Here is a 17979-nt window from a genome sequence, read left to right as displayed (position 1 = left end):
AGAGAATGCGCCGGTGGAGTCCGACGCATTATGTCTCAGCCCTGCTCTGCAAGACACTCGTGTAATGCGGTATGCCAGTCAGGCTGGGCAACCTGCCATTCGCGCAACAGGCGGCTGCAATCCAGGCGCGAGTTCAACGGCCGGCGGGCGGGCGTCGGGTAGGCGCTGGAGGGAATGGCTTCGAGACGCGCGCAGGGCTTGTGCAGGGCCTGCAGTTGCTCGCCGATGGCCTGGGCAAAACCGTACCAGGAGGTTTCGCCGCTGGCGGTCAGGTGATAGGTGCCCCAGGCCCCGGCATGACCGGCCTGCCAGCGCTCGATCAGCGCGTGGGTGCTGTTGGCGATGGTGCCGGCCCAGGTCGGCGCGCCGATCTGGTCGGCGACGATGCGCAGCTCCGGCTTTTCCTGCAGCAACCGTTGCATGGTCAGCAGGAAATTGCGCCCGTGAGTGGAGTAGACCCAACTGGTGCGCAGGATCAGGTGCTGGCCATGGGCGGCGGCGATAGCCCGTTCGCCGGTCAGCTTGCTCTCGCCGTAGACGCTCAACGGGTGGGGCGGGTCGTCTTCGGTGTAGGGCGTCTCCTTGCTGCCGTCGAACACGTAGTCGGTGGAGTAGTGGATCAGCGGGATGCCCAGGCCTGCGGCTTCCTGGGCGAGGATACCCGGCGCCGTGGCGTTGATGGCGAACGCCAGGTCTGCTTCGCTTTCGGCCTGGTCGACGGCGGTGTAGGCGGCGGCGTTGATGATCAGGTCGGGGCGCTGGGCCCGGACCTGTTGACGAATCTGTTCCGGGTGCGCCAGGTCGAGCTGGCCGCGGCCCAGGACAATCAGTTCGCCCAGGTCGGCGAGCCGCTGTTGCAGGGCGCGGGAGACTTGGCCGTGCTGGCCGCTGATGAGGATTTTCAGGGGTGAAGTGCTCATTCGAACAGGTCGGCCTCGTGCAGGGATTTACCGTTCAGGTCCTTGGCCGACAGCTGGGGAACGCCAGTGAACTCCCAGTCGATGGCCAGGGTTGGATCGTCCCAGCGAATGCAGCGTTCGGCGCTGGGGGTGTAATAGTCAGTGGTCTTGTAGAGGAACTCGGCGGAGTCGCTGAGGACCACGAAACCGTGGGCGAAACCCTCGGGCACCCACAGTTGGCGATTGTTTGCGGCGGACAGGCGCACCGCCACCCACTGGCCAAAATGCGCCGAGCTGCGGCGAATGTCCACGGCTACATCCAGCACTTCACCGGCAATCACCCGGACCAGCTTGCCCTGGGTGTTTTCCAGTTGGTAGTGCAGCCCGCGCAAGACACCTTGCTGTGAGCGCGAGTGATTGTCCTGGACGAATGGCACGTCGAGCCCCGTGGCCTCCTGGAAGGCCCGGGCATTGAAGCTTTCATAGAAAAAGCCGCGCTCGTCGCCAAATACCTTGGGTTCGAGGATCAGCACGCCGGGCAGGCGTGTTGGTGTTGCCTTCATTGCTGTTCCCCCGCGACGGTGAACAGGTATTGCCCATAACCGGTCTTGCCGAAGTATTTGGCCCGTTCCAGCAGATGCTCGCGATCGATCCAGTCGTTCTGGTAGGCGATCTCTTCCAGGCAGGCGACTTTCAGGCCCTGACGGTGCTCGATGGTCTGCACGTACTGCGAGGCTTCCAGCAGACTGTCGTGGGTTCCGGTATCGAGCCAGGCAAAGCCGCGTCCGAAGCGTTCGACATGCAGGTCGCCGCGCTTGAGATAGGCGTTGTTGACGTCGGTGATCTCCAGCTCGCCGCGAGGCGAAGGCTTGACTGCCTTGGCAATCTGGATGACTGAGTTGTCGTAGAAATACAAGCCGGTCACGGCATAGGCGGATTTTGGCTTGGCCGGTTTTTCCTCGATGGAGAGTGCACGACCTTCGCTGTCGAAGTCGATGACACCGAAGCGTTCCGGATCCTTGACCCAATAACCGAAGACGGTCGCGCCGCTCGGCCGTCGCGCGGCGTGTTTCAGTTGATCGCCGAAATGCTGGCCGTGGAAGATGTTGTCGCCCAGGATCAGGCACACCGGATCGTCGCCGATGAACGCTTCACCGATCAGGAAAGCCTGGGCCAGGCCGTCTGGAGAGGGTTGCTCGGCGTAGCTGAAGCGGACCCCGAACTGGCTGCCGTCGCCCAGCAGATTGCGGTACTGCGGCAGGTCCTGGGGGGTGGAGATCACCAGGATTTCGCGGATACCGGCCAGCATCAGCACCGAGATCGGGTAGTAGATCATCGGTTTGTCGTAGATCGGCAGCAGTTGTTTGGAAACACCGAGAGTGATCGGGTGCAGCCGGGTACCCGAGCCGCCCGCGAGGACAATACCTTTCATCATGCCAACAGTTCCTTATGATCCAGCGCGCCGAGGCGCTCGCCTTGATAGCTGCCATCCTGGACGCGACGGCACCATTCCAGGTTCTCCAGATACCATTGCACGGTCTTGCGCAGACCGCTTTCGAAGGTTTCCTCCGGGGTCCAGCCCAGTTCGCGCTCGATCTTGCCGGCGTCGATGGCGTAGCGCAGGTCGTGTCCCGGGCGATCCTTGACGAAGGTGATCAGGTCGGTGAATTTTTCCACCCCGGCCGGACGCGCGGGCGCCAGTTCTTCCAGCAGGGCGCAGATGCCGCGCACCACATCGATATTCTTCTGCTCGTTATGGCCGCCGATGTTGTAGGTCTCGCCCACCACGCCGTCGGTCACCACCTTGAACAGGGCGCGGGCGTGGTCCTCGACGAACAGCCAGTCGCGTACTTGTCGGCCATCGCCGTACACCGGCAGCGGCTTGCCGGCCAGGGCGTTGAGGATCACCAGCGGGATCAGCTTTTCCGGGAAGTGGAACGGGCCGTAGTTGTTCGAGCAGTTGGTCAGCAGCACCGGCAGGCCGTAGGTGCGGTGCCAGGCGCGGACCAGATGGTCGGACGCCGCCTTGCTCGCGGAATACGGCGAGCTGGGGGCGTATGGCGTGGTTTCGCTGAACAGGTCATCGACGCCATGCAGGTCGCCATACACTTCGTCGGTGGAAATATGGTGGAAGCGGAACGCGCTTTTTTCCGGCTCGGGCAGCTTCGACCAGTAGCCGCGGGCGGCTTCCAGCAGGCTGTAGGTGCCGACGATATTGGTCTGGATAAAGTCCGACGGCCCGTCGATGGAGCGGTCGACGTGGGATTCCGCGGCCAGGTGCATGATGGCATGGGGCTCGAAACGCGCCAGCACCGCGCTGACCGTGGCCTGGTCGACGATATCGGCCTGGACGAACTCATAGCGGCTGTCCGTGGCGATACTGCTCAGCGATTCCAGGTTGCCAGCGTAGGTGAGTTTATCCAGGTTAAGGACTTCGTGCCCGGTATGGCGGATCAGCTGCCGAATCAGGGCCGAGCCAATAAAACCGGCGCCGCCGGTGACTAGAATACGCATATCGGTGTGCCTTCTTCCTTAAGCAGACTCAAACTGAATGGAGCATAGCTTGTGGGTAGGTGTTCAGCGGTGCAAGTGCCATGGCGATGTATCTGTTTTCACGGCGCGAACTTTAGCGCCGCACTTGCGTCTTGAAGGCGCCAGTGGCGATATAGGCCGCCAATAAAAATTTCAGGGAGTCGTTACATGTTGCTCGCCACGTTGATTCACCGCGCCAGTTTGCCCAGCCCGAATGTCTCGGCGCAGCAGGCGCTGAACCTGCTTGAAGAGCACTACGGCCGCTCTGGAACGCTACAGGCCTTGGGGAGCCAGCAGGACCTCAATTACCGCGTCGACAGCGACAAAGGCCGCTTTGTCCTGAAAATCTGCCATGGCGACTACGCCACGCTGGAATTGCAGGCCCAGCATGCCGGCCTGGCGCACCTGAGCGGGCGCGCCGGCCTGCGAGTGCCTCGGGTGATTGCCGCGCGCAACGGCGCGGACCTGCTGTCCCTGGTGCTGGACGGCATGCCCGTGCACGTGCGGTTGCTGGAGTACATCGAAGGCCAGTCGCTGACCGCTCTCAAGCATCTGGGGCGTGAACTGGTGGTGGGCCTGGGGCAACTCTGCGCGGAAATGGACCTGGCCCTGGCCGACTTCCAGCACCCGGGCCTGACGCGCACCCTGCAGTGGGATCCCCGGCATGCCGCGGCGCTGATCGAGCATCTGTTGCCGGTGCTCAAGGACGCGGATCGGCAAGTGCGGGTTCGCGACGCTGCCGCGCGGGCCGGGCAGCGCCTGCAACCTCTGGTGGCGGCCTTGCCGGTGCAGGCCATTCACCTGGATATCACCGACGACAACGTGGTCTGGCGGCGTGATGGCCAACGTCACTGGCAGTTGCAGGGCGTGATCGACTTCGGCGACCTGGTCCGGACCTGGCGCATCGCCGACCTGTCGGTGACCTGTGCGGCGCTGCTGCACCATGCCGAAGGCGACCCGTGGGTGATACTGCCAGCGGTCCAGGCCTACCACGCGGTCAACCCGTTGCAACGTGAGGAGCTGCTGGCGCTGTGGCCGCTGATCGTGGCGCGGGCGGCGGTGCTGGTGCTCAGCGGTGAACAGCAGGTCGGCATCGACCCGGGCAATACCTACAGCCGCGACAATCTGGCCCACGAGTGGGAAATTTTCCAGGTGGCCACCTCGGTACCGTTCGAGCTGATGGAGGCGGCGATCCTCACGGCCGTCGGCGAAGCCTTGGCGCCGATTGCCGGCGAAGGTTTCGCGCCCTTGCTGCCCGGGCTGGTGGGCCGCGAGTTCGCGTTGATCGACCTGGGCGTGCTCAGCCCGCATTTCGAGGCGGGCAACTGGGAACAAAGTGGCATCGACGAACGCTTGCTGGCCGAGGCGGCCGCGGCCCATGGTCTGGCGGCCAGCCGCTACGGGCAATATCGCTTGTCGCGTACCCGGCCCGACAGCGCTGGCGAGCCCGACACCTTTCCCTTGCACGTGGCCTTGCAGGTCCCGGCCTGGACCACCGTGGAGTCGCCGTTTGCCGGGGTCTTGCGGGTCACGGCCGACGGCGCCTTACTGTTGGCCAGTGCGCAACTGAGTGTGCGGCTGTGGGGAGTGAAGGCGTCCCTCGCGTCCGGTGCCGCCGTGGTCAAGGGGCAGGTGTTGGGTGAGGCCGACGGCGCCTTGCGGGTGCAACTGTGCCGCCACGCCGATCTCACCCCGCCGCTGTTCTGCACCCCGTCGCGGGCCGCCGCCTGGCAGGCGCTGTGTCCATCCCCGGCGACCTTGCTGGGACTGGCCTGCGATGCCGAACCCGAGTTGGATTCGGCAGCGCTGCTGGCCCGTCGTGATGCCAGCTTCGCCCGCACGCAAAAGCACTATTACGTCGACCCGCCGCGTATCGAGCGTGGCTGGCGCAACCATCTGATCGACATGCAGGGTCGCTCTTACCTGGACATGCTCAACAATGTCGCGGTGCTGGGCCACGGGCATCCACGCATGGCGGCGGAGGCGGCGCGACAGTGGTCGCTGCTCAATACCAACTCGCGCTTTCACTACGCCGCCGTGGCCGAGTTCTCCGAGCGCTTGCTGGCCCTGGCGCCGGACGCCATGGACCGGGTGTTCCTGGTCAACAGCGGCACCGAAGCCAACGACCTGGCGATCCGCCTGGCCTGGGCCTACAGCGGCGGGCGCGACATGCTCAGCGTGCTGGAGGCTTACCACGGCTGGTCGGTGGCGGCCGATGCGGTGTCCACCTCCATCGCCGACAACCCCAAAGCCCTGAGCAGCCGCCCGGACTGGGTACACCCGGTGACCGCGCCCAACACCTATCGCGGAGCGTTCCGTGGCAGCGCCAGCGCGCCGGACTACGTGCGCAGCGTGGAACACAACCTGGCCAAGCTGGCGGCAGACAATCGCCAACTGGCGGGCTTTATCTGCGAGCCGGTGTATGGCAACGCCGGCGGTATCTCGTTGCCGCCGGGCTATTTGCCGCAGGTCTATGCGCTGGTCCGGGCCCAGGGCGGCGTGTGTATCGCCGATGAGGTCCAGGTCGGCTACGGGCGCATGGGCAAGTTTTTCTGGGGTTTCGAGGAGCAGGGCGTGGTGCCGGATATCATCACCATGGCCAAGGGCATGGGCAACGGCCAGCCGCTGGGCGCGGTGATCACCCGCCGGGAGATCGCCGAGGCGCTGGAGGCCGAGGGCTATTTCTTCTCGTCGTCCGGCGGCAGCCCGGTCAGTTGCCGTATCGGGATCGCCGTGCTCGACGTGATGGCCGAGGAAAAACTCTGGGAAAACGCCCAGGTGGTGGGCGGCTATTTCAAGGAGCGCCTGGAAGCGCTGATCGATCGCCATCCGCTGCTGGGGGCGGTGCACGGCTCCGGTTTCTACCTCGGCGCTGAACTGATCCGCAACCGCGAAACCCTGGAGCCGGCGACCGAGGAGACCGCGCTGTTGTGTGATCGCCTGCGCGAGCTGGGGATTTTCATGCAACCGACCGGTGACTACCTCAACATCCTCAAGATCAAGCCGCCGATGTGCACCAGCCGGCGTAGCGTGGATTTCTTTGTCGACATGCTGTCCAAGGTGCTGGACGAAGGTTTGTAACCCGCATCGCCGGAACGCTGCCCAACGCAAGCCAGCGATGGAAGCCTTGAATTTTGTGGGGCTTGTGCCGGCGCCATCGCCGGCAAGCCAGCTCCCACACTGGATGTGTGTCGTACGCAAACTTTGTGTTCGACACCGTCCACTGTAGGAGCCGGCTTGCCGGCGATAGCGATAGGCCGGCCACCGTAAATATCGATTCTTATCGGCAAAACAAACATACATCACATCTATTTTTAATTTTTTCTCTTTAAAAGCCGATTTTTATCGGCTATAAAGTCGCCATCACCCCGGCTAGGCCCACCACGCCAGGCTATTCTCAATCTGTCATCGGTCGATGCCTAGAATCGCCCCATTGCATTCGCCCAGGAGATGATCCATGAGTCGTATCGTTACCGTCGCCGCCACCCAGATGGCCTGTTCCTGGGATCTCGAAGCCAATATTGAAACCGCCGAGAAGCTGGTGCGCGAAGCCGCCGCCAAGGGCGCGCAGATCATCCTGATCCAGGAACTGTTCGAAACCCCGTACTTTTGCCAGAAGCCGAACCCGGACTACCTGCAACTGGCCACCCCGGTGGAAGACAACATCGCCATCAAGCACTTCCAGAAAGTCGCCAGGGAACTGCAAGTGGTGCTGCCCATCAGCTTCTTCGAACTGGCCGGCCGTGCGCGTTTCAACAGCATCGCGATCATCGACGCCGACGGCAGCAACCTCGGAATTTATCGGAAAAGCCACATCCCGGACGGCCCGGGCTACCACGAGAAGTACTACTTCAATCCGGGCGATACCGGCTTCAAAGTATGGAACACCCGCTACGCGAAGATCGGCGTGGGCATCTGCTGGGACCAGTGGTTTCCCGAGTGTGCCCGCAGCATGGCCCTGCAAGGCGCGGAGATCCTGTTCTACCCGACCGCCATCGGCAGCGAGCCGCATGACAAGAGCATCTCTTCCCGCGACCACTGGCAGCGCGTGCAGCAAGGCCATGCCGGCGCCAACCTGATGCCGCTGGTCGCCAGCAACCGCATCGGCAACGAAGAGCAGGACGGCTACGACATCACCTTCTACGGCTCGTCGTTTATCGCCAACCCATTCGGCGAGAAAGTCGAAGAACTCAACGAAACCGAGGAAGGCATCCTGGTCCACAGCTTCGACCTCGACGAGCTGGAACACACACGCAGTGCCTGGGGCTCGTTCCGCGACCGCCGGCCGAACCTGTATGGCGCACTGAAAACCCTCGACGGATCCCTGGAGTCCTGATCGCCATGACCACTTTGCACAGCACACCGCGCGCCGACGGCTTCCATATGCCCGCCGAATGGGCGCCACAAACCCAGGCCTGGATGATCTGGCCCGAGCGCCCGGACAACTGGCGCCTGGGCGGTAAGCCGGCGCAGGCGGCCCATGCCGCCGTGGCCCGGGCTATTGCGCGTTTCGAACCGGTAACCGTGGCGGTGTCCGCCGCGCAGTACGAAAACGCCCGGGCGCGCCTCGACGTGCCGAATATCCGCTTGGTGGAAATGTCCAGTGACGACGCCTGGGTCCGCGACAGCGGCCCGACCTTTGTCATCAACGACCAGGGCGAAGTGCGCGGCGTCAATTGGGGCTTCAATGCCTGGGGCGGTTTCGACGGTGGTCTCTATGCGCCGTGGAACCGTGACGAACAGGTCGCCGGCAAGATCCTCGAAATCGAGCGCTGCCCGCGTTACCAGACCGAGGGCTTCGTGCTCGAAGGCGGCTCGATCCATGTCGACGGTGAAGGCACGCTGATTACCACCGAGGAATGCCTGCTCAATCGCAACCGCAACCCGCACCTGAGCCGTGAAGCCATCGAACAGGTGCTCGCCGAGCACTTGGCGGTGGACAAGGTGATCTGGCTGCCGGACGGCCTGTTCAACGACGAAACCGACGGCCATGTGGATAACTTCTGCTGCTACGTGCGGCCGGGTGAGGTCCTGTTGGCCTGGACCGATGATCCACAGAACCCCAACTACCCACGCTGCCAGGCAGCCATGAGCGTGCTGGAAAGCAGCCGTGATGCCAAGGGTCGCCCCTTTGTAGTGCACAAAATGCCGATTCCAGGGCCGTTGTATGCCACTGAAGAGGAGTGTGCCGGGGTCGACGCGGTGGCGGGTAGCCAGGAGCGTAATCCATCGGTGCGGTTGGCCGGCTCCTACGTGAACTTCCTGATCGTCAACGGCGGCATCATCGCGCCAAGTTTCGATGACCCGCAGGACCGCGTGGCCCAGGAAATCCTGCAGAACCTTTTCCCACAACACGAAGTGGTGATGGTGCCAGGGCGTGAGTTGTTACTGGGTGGCGGCAATATTCATTGCCTTACACAACAACAGCCTGCCCCACACAAAGGTTGAGTGAAGTTGTAACAAAAGATGCAATGCTACAAATGATGGCACTTTTGAATCACTGCTAAGCAACCCCCCTAGCAAACCCGCAGCCCTTTTGGACTGTGGGTTTTTTTAGGTTTTTCGCCCGCTGAACTGGCACTTTGGCATAGCTCTTGTATCGGCTTTGTTTATATGACGGAGCGTCTTCTACAGTGCGACGTTCTGTCATAAACCTTGAGTAAGTTAGCCGCTCATGAACCAGGAGAGCGCTGAGATGAACGTAGCCAGTGAGCGGGTTTCGCACCCCCTGTCGGTGACGAGCGAGTCGCTTCAAGTCCTGGCCCAATGGTTGAAAAGCAATGGAACGCGCGCCACTCGTGCTCAGGATCCTCGTCGGATGATTACCGACCGTTACCCCGCAGGCTTGTTCAGTGAAGCTGAATTGGAGGCCTTGCTCGGGGTTCTACAGGGTTAAAAGGACGTTGCACAAAAACGCCGTTGGCCGGAGCGATCCGGGCAGCGGCGTTTTTTTATGGGGCTTGGATGCCGGATTTGCCAATTCGACCGGTTTGCGCAACAAACCAGGTGCCGATCCGGTGTTTTTCGCCGGGCCGCGGACGACTAGTCTGAAGGTATCCGATTCATTGATACCTTCGGGAGATCTCCATGGCTGCCTCGAGTGTCCTTCACTACATCTACGATCCGCTGTGCGGCTGGTGCTACGGTGCCGAGCCGCTGGTCCAGGCCGCCCGCCGAGTCTTGCCGGTGGTCCTGCACGGCGGCGGCATGATGGCGGGGAATAACCGCCAGTTCGTCTCCTCGAGCCTGCGTGACTATGTCATGCCCCATGACCGGCGGATTGCCGAGTACACCGGCCAGCCGTTTGGCCAAGCCTATTTCGAGGGCTTGTTACGGGACTCGTCGGCGATCTTCGACTCCACGCCGCCCACCCGTGCGGTCCTCGCCGCCGAACAGTTGCAAGGGCGCGGGCTGGAGATGCTGTGGCGCCTGCAGACGGCCCACTATGTGGAGGGGCGGCGACTGGTCGATGTCGAGGTGCTGCTGGCGCTGGCCGCTGAGCTGGGCTTCGACGCTGAAGCCTTCAAGGCTGCCTTTGAGCGCAACAGCGACGCGGTGGCGGCAGAACACTTCAAATACAGCCGCGGCTTGTTGTCCCGGGTTGGCGGGCAGGGTTTTCCGACCCTGGCGCTGGAGCTGGATGGTCGTTTCAGCCTGATCGATATCGGTCCTTACCTGGGCAAACCGGAAGCGTTCGCCGCCTGGCTCGGTCAATCGGTGACCCCCGCTACCGCCGCCGCCACGGGGCCGTCCTGTGTCCTGGACGGTTGCTCTCCCTGAAAAGAGCTGAGCAATGGGGACACCCCATATCGCCTTGCGACACATTTTCTGTCGGTTTTGGATATGTCATTTTTCGAGGTTGACCGGGTAATTTCTTATATTCATTGAGGTTTCACGAAATTGACACACTAGTGGTGTCGCGGATAGGATTCTCTCCACGCCTGTGGCTATACGCCATACACCTAAAATAATAAAAGGCCCGCTGCATCCATTGCAGGCGGGCCTTTTTGTTTTGCGTGAAAACCGACCCACAACGTTTCAGTTCGAAGCCGCAGGGCGTTTCATCCAGCGATAAGGAAAAAAACATGTTGAACAAACGGATCGGCCTGCTCGCATTGGGCATTCTCGGCGCTACCCAGGCCATGGCCAGTGACCAATCGGACTCCAAGGGTTTCGTTGACGACAGCCACCTGAACGTCCTGCTGCGTAACGCCTACATCAACCGCGATTACAAAAGCGGTAACCCGGACAAGATCGAGTGGGGCCAAGCGGCTATCGGCACCTTCAGCTCCGGTTTCACCCAGGGCACTGTCGGTGTCGGTGTTGACGCTTTCGGCCTGTACGCACTGCGTCTGGACGGCGGCCGCGGCGAAACCGGCGCGCAAGGCATCGACTTCTTCAAGAAGGACAACAACGGCGATCCGGCCAAGGACCTGGCCAAGGGCGGCGCTGCGGTGAAATTCCGCCTGTCCAACACCGTGCTGACCTACGGTGACCAGATGCCGGCCCTGCCGCTGCTGAACTACGACAACTCGCGCCTGCTGCCGGAAAGCTACACCGGTACCCTGATCACCTCCAAGGAGATCAAGGGGCTGGAGCTGAACGCCGGTCACTTCACCGCCGAATCGCGCAAGAGCGCCGACGGTCGTGACAGCGGTGGCCTGAAAGGCATCGACATCCTGGGCGGTACTTACCAGTTCACCCAGCAGTTCAAAGCGTCGCTATATGCCTCCGACGTCGACGAGGTGCTGAAGAAGCAGTACCTGAACCTGAACTACGTGTTCCCGATCGCCTCGGACCAGTCCCTGGCCCTGGACTTCAACGGCTACCGTACCCAGCTGGACCGTGGCTACGCAGCAGACCAAGGTGCTCAAGGTCGCGACAACCGCATCTGGAGCCTGGCCGCTACCTACGCCCTGGGCGCTCACTCCTTCACCCTCGCTCACCAGAGCAGCACTGGCTCCAGCCTGCTGGGCTACCCGTACGGCGGCTACCAGAAGGATCAGGGGCGTGTGGGCGACGGTGGCAACACCATCAACCTGGCGAACTCCTACTGGTCGGACTTCAACGCTGCCGACGAGCGTTCCTGGCAGCTGGGCTACGGCCTGGACTTTGGCGCCTTCGGCGTTCCAGGTCTGACCTACAACGTGGCCTACGTGCGTGGCGACAACATCACCACCTCCACCAGCACCGGCGGTACCGAGCGCGAGTTCTTCAACCAGGTCAAATACGTGGTCCAGAGCGGACCGGCGAAAGACCTGAGCGTGAAGCTGCGTAGCTCGATCCTGCGGGTATCGGAGAAATCCAGCGAGTACAACGTCAGCGGTAACGAAGTACGCGTGTATGTCGACTACCCGATCAGCGTGTTCTGATCGAGCGACAAGGCTGTAGCAATCTGATCCCAGGTTGAACAACAACGCCCCGACTGGTTCGGGGCGTTTTTGTTTGTGCGCGCGCTTGCGAGTAATCTGTGGGCTTTGTGAGCCAATGCTTCCCTTGAATGCGAGACCCGGGCGCCATGACCGTCAGAACCTTTATCGCCCGTCGCCGCTGGTTGTCCCTGGGATTGCTGGCGGTGTTTCTCGCCGTCGGACTGCCCTATGGCTGTTCGCGACTGGCTTATAAAGAGCGCGAATTGCTGTTCAATATCCAGCCAGGCACCGCGAGCTGGTTCAACGGTGTACCGGCGGGGGTCAAGGAGCTGCGGATTCCGATCAGCGATGGACTGGCCGGTGCCGACTACCTGCATGCCTGGTGGTGGCCGTCGAGCCGGGCGAATGCGCCGGCCATCCTGTACCTGCACGGCACCCGCTGGAACCTGACGGCGCAGGTCGGACGGATCACGCAGCTGCGCGACCTGGGTTTCTCGGTGCTGGCCATCGACTATCGCGGCTTTGGCGATAGCCCCGGCAGCCTGCCTTCCGAACGCAGCGTCTACCAGGACGCGGACAATGCCTGGAAGCGTCTGGTGCAACTGCAACCGGACGTGCGCAAACGCTATATCTACGGCCACTCCCTGGGCGGTGCGGTGGCGGTGGACCTCGCCGAGCGCCTGGCCAGCGGCAAGGCGGCACCCAAGGCCGCGGGCCTGATCATCGAGTCGACCTTTACCGACCTGGGCGATGCGGCGCGGGCGGCGATCCCGACCTCGCTGCCGGTCAGCTGGATTCTCTCGGAAAAATTCGACTCCATCGACAAGATCAACCAGATCGACATCCCTCTGCTGATCGTCCATGGTACCGACGATCCCTATGTTCCGTCGCGCTTCAGCAAGGCCCTGTATGAAGCGGCCGCGCAGCCCAAACAATTGCTGCTGATCAAAGGCGGTAACCATATCAACAGCATGACCCTCGGCAGCCGCGAATACGCCAAGGCCTTGCGCCAGGCATTCGACGGTTTTGCCTCGCCCGTGGCGCGCTGAGGCACTGGGTCAAAATACGCGCAACCCCCAATAAACATTGCGTTCCGTGGATAAGCTACTAGCTTTATGCCTGCACGGATTGCTGCTGTTGGATTCTCATGCCATTGCGCCTGCTTCCCCTCTCTTTCCTGTGCCAAAACCACGAAGTTCACGGTTGCTCCACAGGAGAAACACCATGACAGGAATGCGCAAGGACAGGTCCCGTTATCCGTATTCGCTGGGGCTGCTGGCCCTGGCGGTGATGGGGGCCGCCACCACGGCACAGGCAGTGGAAGCCTCCCGGTTGTTCAACAACCCCCCGGCCCTGGAGCAGCAGGCCCCGACCGCCAAGGTCGTGGAGGGCACGCTGTTGCTCAAGTCCAACGCGGCCGTCCAGATACCGCAGCCGCATGTCGGGCGTGAACGGCAGTTGGACCTGACCATCAAGTACACCAAGAATCATATCCACGATCCGGCCACCAACGAGGACGTGCCGGTGTTGTTACGCAGTTACGTCGGTACCGGCGTCGACCCCAAGGCGCCGTTCATTGCGCCGACCATCGATGTCACGCCGGGCGATACCGTGCGTATTACCCTCAACAACCAGTTGCCGGCCGATCCCAGCTGCACCGCCCATGACAGCAAGCCGGATGTACCGCATTGCTTCAATGGCACCAACCTGCATTCCCACGGCTTGTGGGTCAGCCCCACGGGCAATAGCGACAACGTGCTGCTGTCGATCAACCCCGGGGTCAGCTTCCAGTACGAATACAACATCCCGGCCGACCACCCGGCGGGCACCTTCTGGTATCACCCGCATCGTCATGGCTCCACCGCGATCCAGGTCGCCAGCGGCATGGCCGGGGCGCTGATCATCCATGGCGATCGCAAGCCGAGCCGCGACGCCAATGGCGATATCGACACCCTGCTCAAGGGCGCTGATGGCCGCTCTTTCAAGGAACGGTTGCTGGTGTTCCAGCAAATTCCCTATGCGTGCAAGGACACTGCCGGCAACTTTCGCTACAAGCCGGCGAGGGATAAGAACGGCAATATCATCAAGGACAAGGATGGCAAGGACAAGATGACCTTGGACTGGACCTGCAAGCCGGGCGAAGTGGGGGTTGTCGAATCGTTCGACCAATTGCAGCCTTCCAGCTGGACCGACTCAGGGCGCTACACCAGCGTCAACGGTTTGGTGCAGCCGATCTTCACGGATGCCCGGCCTGGTCAGGTTGAACGCTGGCGCCTGGTTCACGCGGGGATCCGCGACACCATCCGGCCGCTGTTCCGCAAACTCAAGGACAACGCCAAGACGGACAGTGACAAGGGCATCGCGGCCCTGGCTTCCGCCGACTTCATCAAGGAGAAATGCACCGGCCAACCGATCGACTACCAGGTGATCGCCTCGGACGGTTTGACCATGGAGCAGGCCCAGAGTCGTCAGGTCATCACCCTGCAGCCAGGCTATCGCAACGACCTGTTGATCATCTTTCCCGAGCCCGGGCGCTACTGTGTGACCAATGAAGCTTCCACGGCCTCGGGGGGTGTCGGCCAGGAGGCCAGCGGTCTTCAACTGCTGGGCTTTGTCGATGTGGGGCCTGGGGCGAAAGTGGCGGACACCAAGGCGCGCCTGACTCAGGAGCTGGTAGCGGCGGCGGAGCGCAACATGCCGGCGGACATCAAGGCCACGGTGGTGGCGGATCTGAAAAAGGACCTGCGGTTTGACAAGTTCATCCCGCACCCGAGCATTACCGACAGCGAAATCAAGGGTGAGCAGAAACTGGTGTTCCTGATCGATTTCAAGGATCCGGACCACACCAAGTTCGCCGTGGGCACTACCGCTGAAAATGCCGTGCCTTATCAGCCGGGGGTGGTCGATCGGCATCTGAAGCTGGGGGATGCCGAAACCTGGGTCCTGCAATCGGCGTTTGCCAGTCACCCGTTCCATATTCACGTCAACCCGTTCCAGGTCGAGAAAATCATCGGTCCAGATGGCGTGGATCTCAGTGAGCCTGGTGCGGTGGACAAGACCGACAAGAACGACGCGCAATATGCGGGTATGAAAGGGGTGTGGAAAGACACGCTGTTCGTCAAAGGTAAAACCGATAACAGCGGCGTGTACACCTTGTATGTGCGGACCCGCTACCAGCGCTATATCGGTGAGTTCGTGCTGCACTGCCACATCCTCGATCACGAGGACCAGGGCATGATGCAGAACGTCAGCATCGAGCTGCCGGATGGAGTGGGGGGGACAACGATGGGGGCGCATCACTGAGGCGAAAGAGGTCTGCCTTTTCTGCTGGCTGAGATATGAAGTGATGGTTGATATCGGCCCTCCTCGCGGCGACGTGAGGAGGGCCGTGTCATTGCCGGGCTTGCAATATGTGGAATTATGCAAATAATCATAATTATGTTTTTTCACATAATTCGGCATAACCATGACGCCTGATCGTCTCTATTTCCCTCGCGCAGTCCTTGCCCAGCTGGTATTGATGGGCTTCGAGAACCAGCTTCAGCAAGCCACCACGCTGTTCGCCCCGCGTCGTAAGGGCAAAACGCAATTTCTGTTGCGCGATCTTGTGCCCATGGCTGAAGCGCAAGGCTTTGTAGTGGCCTATGCGGATCTCTGGTCCAACAAGGACGATCCTGAGCGGGTGATCTGTGCGGCACTCGCCAAAGCGCTGCATGAAACGAGCCTACTAACCCGGATTGAAACCTGGTGGGCCAGACCAAAGCGTTCGCTCAAGAGCATGAAGGTCGGTTTGGGAATGGACTCTGCTTCTGCGGAAGCCGAGCTGGCGGAGGCCTGGATTCCTTCCATCCATGAGCTATTCGAACGCTTCAACATCGCGGGCAAGGGCAAGGCGTTGTTGATCGTTGACGGGGTGCAGCATCTGGCCACCCGCCCGGCCTTCGAGAACTTCACCGCCACACTCCGCTCCCTGCTGACGACTAGCCAAGGGCGCGTTTTCGCGGTCTTCACCGGCTCCTCCCAGGACGGTCTGACGAATATGTTTCGGCGTAGCAAAGCGCCGTTCTATCAGTTTGGCTCACAGCTGAATTTCCCTGATCTGGGACGAGAGTTCTCGGAGCATTTCGGCCGGCTTTACTGGGAAACCACGGGCAAGACCTGGGAAGTGGAACAAGCCTATCGCCTGTACGTCGCCCGGGGCATGACGCCGCATTATCTGCGCACGCTGTTTACCACGAGCCTGACCCAGGGAATTCCCGTCAAGGAGGCCGACAAGATTGTCTGGGCGGGGATGGTGGACGAAGGCCAGTTCACGACATTGCTGCAAGACTTGCCGCCACTGGATCAATTGTTGCTCAGGGGCATTGTTACCGGGGAGTCGCTGTACGCCGATGAATATCGGCGGTCACTCGCCGATGAACTGCCGAGCGGGCTGGTGCCGACTACACAGCAAGTCCAGGCCGGGTTGGAGCGGATGCGCAAGCGTGATCTGATTGCCAATCTTGGGCATGGGCAATGGTCAGTTGAAGAGCAGGCGCTGGAGAGTTTTTTGCGTGGGGTTTATCGAGGTGGGGAGGAGGGGTGATTGGGGGATGGCTCGTTCGCCTGTCCGTATCATCCAAGCCCCCCTCTTTTCCTCCGCTTTCTAGGGCTGCAAACGCCGCACGGACCAGCCCTCGGGCGTGCGGTCGTAGCGCAGCCGTTCGTGCAGCCGGTCCTGGCCATTGCCCCAGAACTCCAGCGACTCCAACCGCAGCTCGAACAAGCAGTAACCGTCGGGACGCGGCAAGGGCGCTTGGGTACCTGACAGCGCCTTGGCCCTGGCGCGCAGGGCTTCGACATCGGTCAGGTCTTCGCTCTGGCGCGACACCGCCGACATCGGGTGGGTCACGTGGGGACGTGCTCGCCAGGCGGCGTCGGCCCGGGCATCGCTGAGCCGTTCGGCCCGGCCGTTGAGCACGATCTGCTGGCTGCTCTCGCGCCAGTACAGCACCCCGGATGCCCAGGGGTTCTCGACCAGCTCGCGACCTTTCTGGCTGCCGGCATGGGTGCTGAACACCAGCCCGGCGTCCGACACTTCGCTGATCACCACGATCCGGGTCGAAGGCCGTCCCCGAGCGTCCGCCGTTGCCAGTGCCAGGGCCTTGGGCTCGCGTACGCCATAGCGTCGGGCGCGCTCCAGCCAGTTGTTCAGCACGATAAAGGGACTCGCGGGTGGTGTTGCGAACTCCGGAAACGGGGCCTCGATGGTGCCTGTAAGGGATTCCGACAGCAGATGTGCGCTCATTGGGGTGCTCCGATGACCTGGGTGTTCATATGAAAGCCGTGCCCTGGGCGAAGGCCACGCCATTGCCCGAGACCTGTACCGCGGTGACCGTCTCGCCATGGCCCTCGGCCTTGGCGAACATCAGCGACGGCCGACCGATTTCCACGCCCTGGAGGATTTCGATCTGCTGGCCGTAGTCGACCTGGGCATGACGGATCAGGTGAATCGCCAGGGGCCCCGCCGCCGAGCCGGTGGCCGCGTCCTCGACCACCCCGTAGGCCGGCGAGAACATCCGGCTGCGCCAGCGCCGGCCGGAACCGGCGAAGCAGTTGATGGCCATGTCGTGGAAGTGCCCCAGCGCGCGATGATCGGGGTTCAACGCCGACAGCGCGGCGACACTTTCCAGGCCGACGAACACATGTCGGGGACCGTTGTGGTAGATCTCCACCGGAAAGGTCGAGCCGCCGATCCCCAGGGCCCGGAGCAATTGCGGCATGCGTTCGAACGGCTCCCAGGTTGGAATCGGCTGTTGCATGCTGCACGCCACCACCCGGCCGTTCTGGCGTTCCAGCTCGAAGGGGATGGTGCCCATCTCGGTTTCCAGCGCCAGCCGGTCCTTGTCGGTTTCGGCACCCAGGGCGATGGCCGTGCCCAGCAACGGATGGCCGGCAAATGGCAGCTCGTTGACCGGGGTGAAAATCCGGATGCGCGCATCACCGCCATGGCGTGGGGTCAGGACGAAGGTTACCTCGGACAGGTTCATCTCCCGGGCAATCTGTTGCATGCGCTGGGCGGGGAGGTCGTCGCTGTCAAAGAACACCGCGACCGGGTTGCCCTCCATCGGGACGCTGGCGAAAGCGTCGATCACTACATACCTGTGCATGGTTTGCTCCATTGTGTTCAAGGGGGG

The 17979-nt window shown here is 62.0% G+C and carries 15 protein-coding genes; 9 read left to right on the top strand and 6 right to left on the bottom strand.

The features are described from left to right. Positions 1–35: 35 nt before the first annotated feature. The 4 genes from rfbD to rfbB are packed head-to-tail and all read right to left on the bottom strand — an operon-like array spanning position 36 to position 3413. Positions 36–920, bottom strand: a complete 885-nt coding sequence (gene rfbD / locus AC07T0_RS25305; RefSeq protein WP_495003752.1) for a dTDP-4-dehydrorhamnose reductase — start codon at positions 918–920, stop codon at positions 36–38. Beyond that, positions 917–1462 (bottom strand): dTDP-4-dehydrorhamnose 3,5-epimerase, encoded by a 546-nt coding sequence (gene rfbC / locus AC07T0_RS25300; protein WP_495003751.1) that lies wholly within the window; start codon positions 1460–1462, stop codon positions 917–919. Before rfbC ends, rfbD begins: the two co-directional genes overlap by 4 nt. After that, the gene (gene rfbA, locus AC07T0_RS25295; protein WP_495003750.1) at positions 1459–2334 is read right to left on the bottom strand and encodes a glucose-1-phosphate thymidylyltransferase RfbA; all 876 of its coding nucleotides are present in this window, start codon (positions 2332–2334) and stop codon (positions 1459–1461) included. Before rfbA ends, rfbC begins: the two co-directional genes overlap by 4 nt. Further along, the gene (gene rfbB, locus AC07T0_RS25290; RefSeq protein ID WP_495003749.1) at positions 2331–3413 is read right to left on the bottom strand and encodes a dTDP-glucose 4,6-dehydratase; all 1083 of its coding nucleotides are present in this window, start codon (positions 3411–3413) and stop codon (positions 2331–2333) included. The genes rfbA and rfbB overlap by 4 nt, the downstream gene beginning before the upstream one ends. A gap of 186 nt (positions 3414–3599) precedes the next feature. Between rfbB and AC07T0_RS25285 the strand changes: the two genes are divergently transcribed. The 9 genes from AC07T0_RS25285 to AC07T0_RS25245 all read left to right on the top strand — a co-directional run bounded on the left by AC07T0_RS25285 (position 3600) and on the right by AC07T0_RS25245 (position 16388). After that, entirely contained in the window at positions 3600–6512 is a 2913-nt protein-coding gene (locus AC07T0_RS25285) for an aminotransferase (RefSeq protein WP_495003748.1), read from the top strand. Between the two features lie 376 nt (positions 6513–6888). Next, positions 6889–7767 carry an N-carbamoylputrescine amidase gene (aguB, locus tag AC07T0_RS25280; RefSeq protein ID WP_495003747.1) on the top strand — a complete coding sequence of 293 codons (879 nt, stop codon included), beginning with the start codon at positions 6889–6891 and terminating at the stop codon, positions 7765–7767. A 5-nt stretch (positions 7768–7772) separates the two neighbouring features. Continuing rightward, entirely contained in the window at positions 7773–8879 is a 1107-nt protein-coding gene (gene aguA / locus AC07T0_RS25275) for an agmatine deiminase (protein WP_495003746.1), read from the top strand. Between the two features lie 247 nt (positions 8880–9126). Continuing rightward, the gene (locus AC07T0_RS25270) at positions 9127–9327 is read left to right on the top strand and encodes a hypothetical protein (RefSeq protein WP_495003745.1); all 201 of its coding nucleotides are present in this window, start codon (positions 9127–9129) and stop codon (positions 9325–9327) included. Between the two features lie 191 nt (positions 9328–9518). After that, on the top strand, positions 9519–10211 hold the full coding sequence (locus AC07T0_RS25265; protein WP_495003744.1) for a DsbA family protein: 693 nt from the start codon (positions 9519–9521) through the stop codon (positions 10209–10211). Positions 10212–10516: 305 nt separating this feature from the next. Beyond that, a complete protein-coding gene (locus AC07T0_RS25260) occupies positions 10517–11803 on the top strand; it encodes an OprD family porin (RefSeq protein WP_495003743.1) in 1287 nt (428 codons plus the stop codon). A gap of 146 nt (positions 11804–11949) precedes the next feature. Beyond that, positions 11950–12852, top strand: coding sequence for an alpha/beta hydrolase (locus AC07T0_RS25255; RefSeq protein WP_495003742.1), 903 nt, complete (start codon positions 11950–11952; stop codon positions 12850–12852). Positions 12853–13027: 175 nt separating this feature from the next. Then, positions 13028–15106: a multicopper oxidase family protein gene (locus tag AC07T0_RS25250; RefSeq protein ID WP_495003741.1), complete on the top strand. Its 2079-nt coding sequence runs from the start codon at positions 13028–13030 to the stop codon at positions 15104–15106. Between the two features lie 163 nt (positions 15107–15269). Beyond that, positions 15270–16388 (top strand): ATP-binding protein, encoded by a 1119-nt coding sequence (locus tag AC07T0_RS25245; protein ID WP_495003740.1) that lies wholly within the window; start codon positions 15270–15272, stop codon positions 16386–16388. A 60-nt stretch (positions 16389–16448) separates the two neighbouring features. Here the strand turns inward: AC07T0_RS25245 and phzG are convergent, their stop codons facing one another. Together phzG and AC07T0_RS25235 are read right to left on the bottom strand one after the other, a co-directional pair. Continuing rightward, entirely contained in the window at positions 16449–17090 is a 642-nt protein-coding gene (gene phzG / locus AC07T0_RS25240) for a phenazine biosynthesis FMN-dependent oxidase PhzG (RefSeq protein WP_495003739.1), read from the bottom strand. A 25-nt stretch (positions 17091–17115) separates the two neighbouring features. Next, positions 17116–17952, bottom strand: a complete 837-nt coding sequence (locus tag AC07T0_RS25235) for a PhzF family phenazine biosynthesis protein (protein WP_495003738.1) — start codon at positions 17950–17952, stop codon at positions 17116–17118. Between the last annotated feature and the right edge of the window lie 27 nt (positions 17953–17979).

Source organism: Pseudomonas sp. GW821-FHT04D07 (genome assembly GCF_059420225.1).
Note: the sequence above shows the minus strand (reverse complement) of the source record. Positions and strands in the feature narration are given on the sequence as shown.

What these genes read in the sequence shown, in the direction of transcription:
- rfbD (WP_495003752.1), bottom strand. Translation starts at nt 920, where the DNA reads ATGAGCACTTCACCCCTGAAAATCCTCATCAGCGGCCAGCACGGCCAA.
- rfbC (WP_495003751.1), bottom strand. Translation starts at nt 1,462, where the DNA reads ATGAAGGCAACACCAACACGCCTGCCCGGCGTGCTGATCCTCGAACCC.
- rfbA (WP_495003750.1), bottom strand. Translation starts at nt 2,334, where the DNA reads ATGATGAAAGGTATTGTCCTCGCGGGCGGCTCGGGTACCCGGCTGCAC.
- rfbB (WP_495003749.1), bottom strand. Translation starts at nt 3,413, where the DNA reads ATGCGTATTCTAGTCACCGGCGGCGCCGGTTTTATTGGCTCGGCCCTG.
- AC07T0_RS25285 (WP_495003748.1), top strand. Translation starts at nt 3,600, where the DNA reads ATGTTGCTCGCCACGTTGATTCACCGCGCCAGTTTGCCCAGCCCGAAT.
- aguB (WP_495003747.1), top strand. Translation starts at nt 6,889, where the DNA reads ATGAGTCGTATCGTTACCGTCGCCGCCACCCAGATGGCCTGTTCCTGG.
- aguA (WP_495003746.1), top strand. Translation starts at nt 7,773, where the DNA reads ATGACCACTTTGCACAGCACACCGCGCGCCGACGGCTTCCATATGCCC.
- AC07T0_RS25270 (WP_495003745.1), top strand. Translation starts at nt 9,127, where the DNA reads ATGAACGTAGCCAGTGAGCGGGTTTCGCACCCCCTGTCGGTGACGAGC.
- AC07T0_RS25265 (WP_495003744.1), top strand. Translation starts at nt 9,519, where the DNA reads ATGGCTGCCTCGAGTGTCCTTCACTACATCTACGATCCGCTGTGCGGC.
- AC07T0_RS25260 (WP_495003743.1), top strand. Translation starts at nt 10,517, where the DNA reads ATGTTGAACAAACGGATCGGCCTGCTCGCATTGGGCATTCTCGGCGCT.
- AC07T0_RS25255 (WP_495003742.1), top strand. Translation starts at nt 11,950, where the DNA reads ATGACCGTCAGAACCTTTATCGCCCGTCGCCGCTGGTTGTCCCTGGGA.
- AC07T0_RS25250 (WP_495003741.1), top strand. Translation starts at nt 13,028, where the DNA reads ATGACAGGAATGCGCAAGGACAGGTCCCGTTATCCGTATTCGCTGGGG.
- AC07T0_RS25245 (WP_495003740.1), top strand. Translation starts at nt 15,270, where the DNA reads ATGACGCCTGATCGTCTCTATTTCCCTCGCGCAGTCCTTGCCCAGCTG.
- phzG (WP_495003739.1), bottom strand. Translation starts at nt 17,090, where the DNA reads ATGAGCGCACATCTGCTGTCGGAATCCCTTACAGGCACCATCGAGGCC.
- AC07T0_RS25235 (WP_495003738.1), bottom strand. Translation starts at nt 17,952, where the DNA reads ATGCACAGGTATGTAGTGATCGACGCTTTCGCCAGCGTCCCGATGGAG.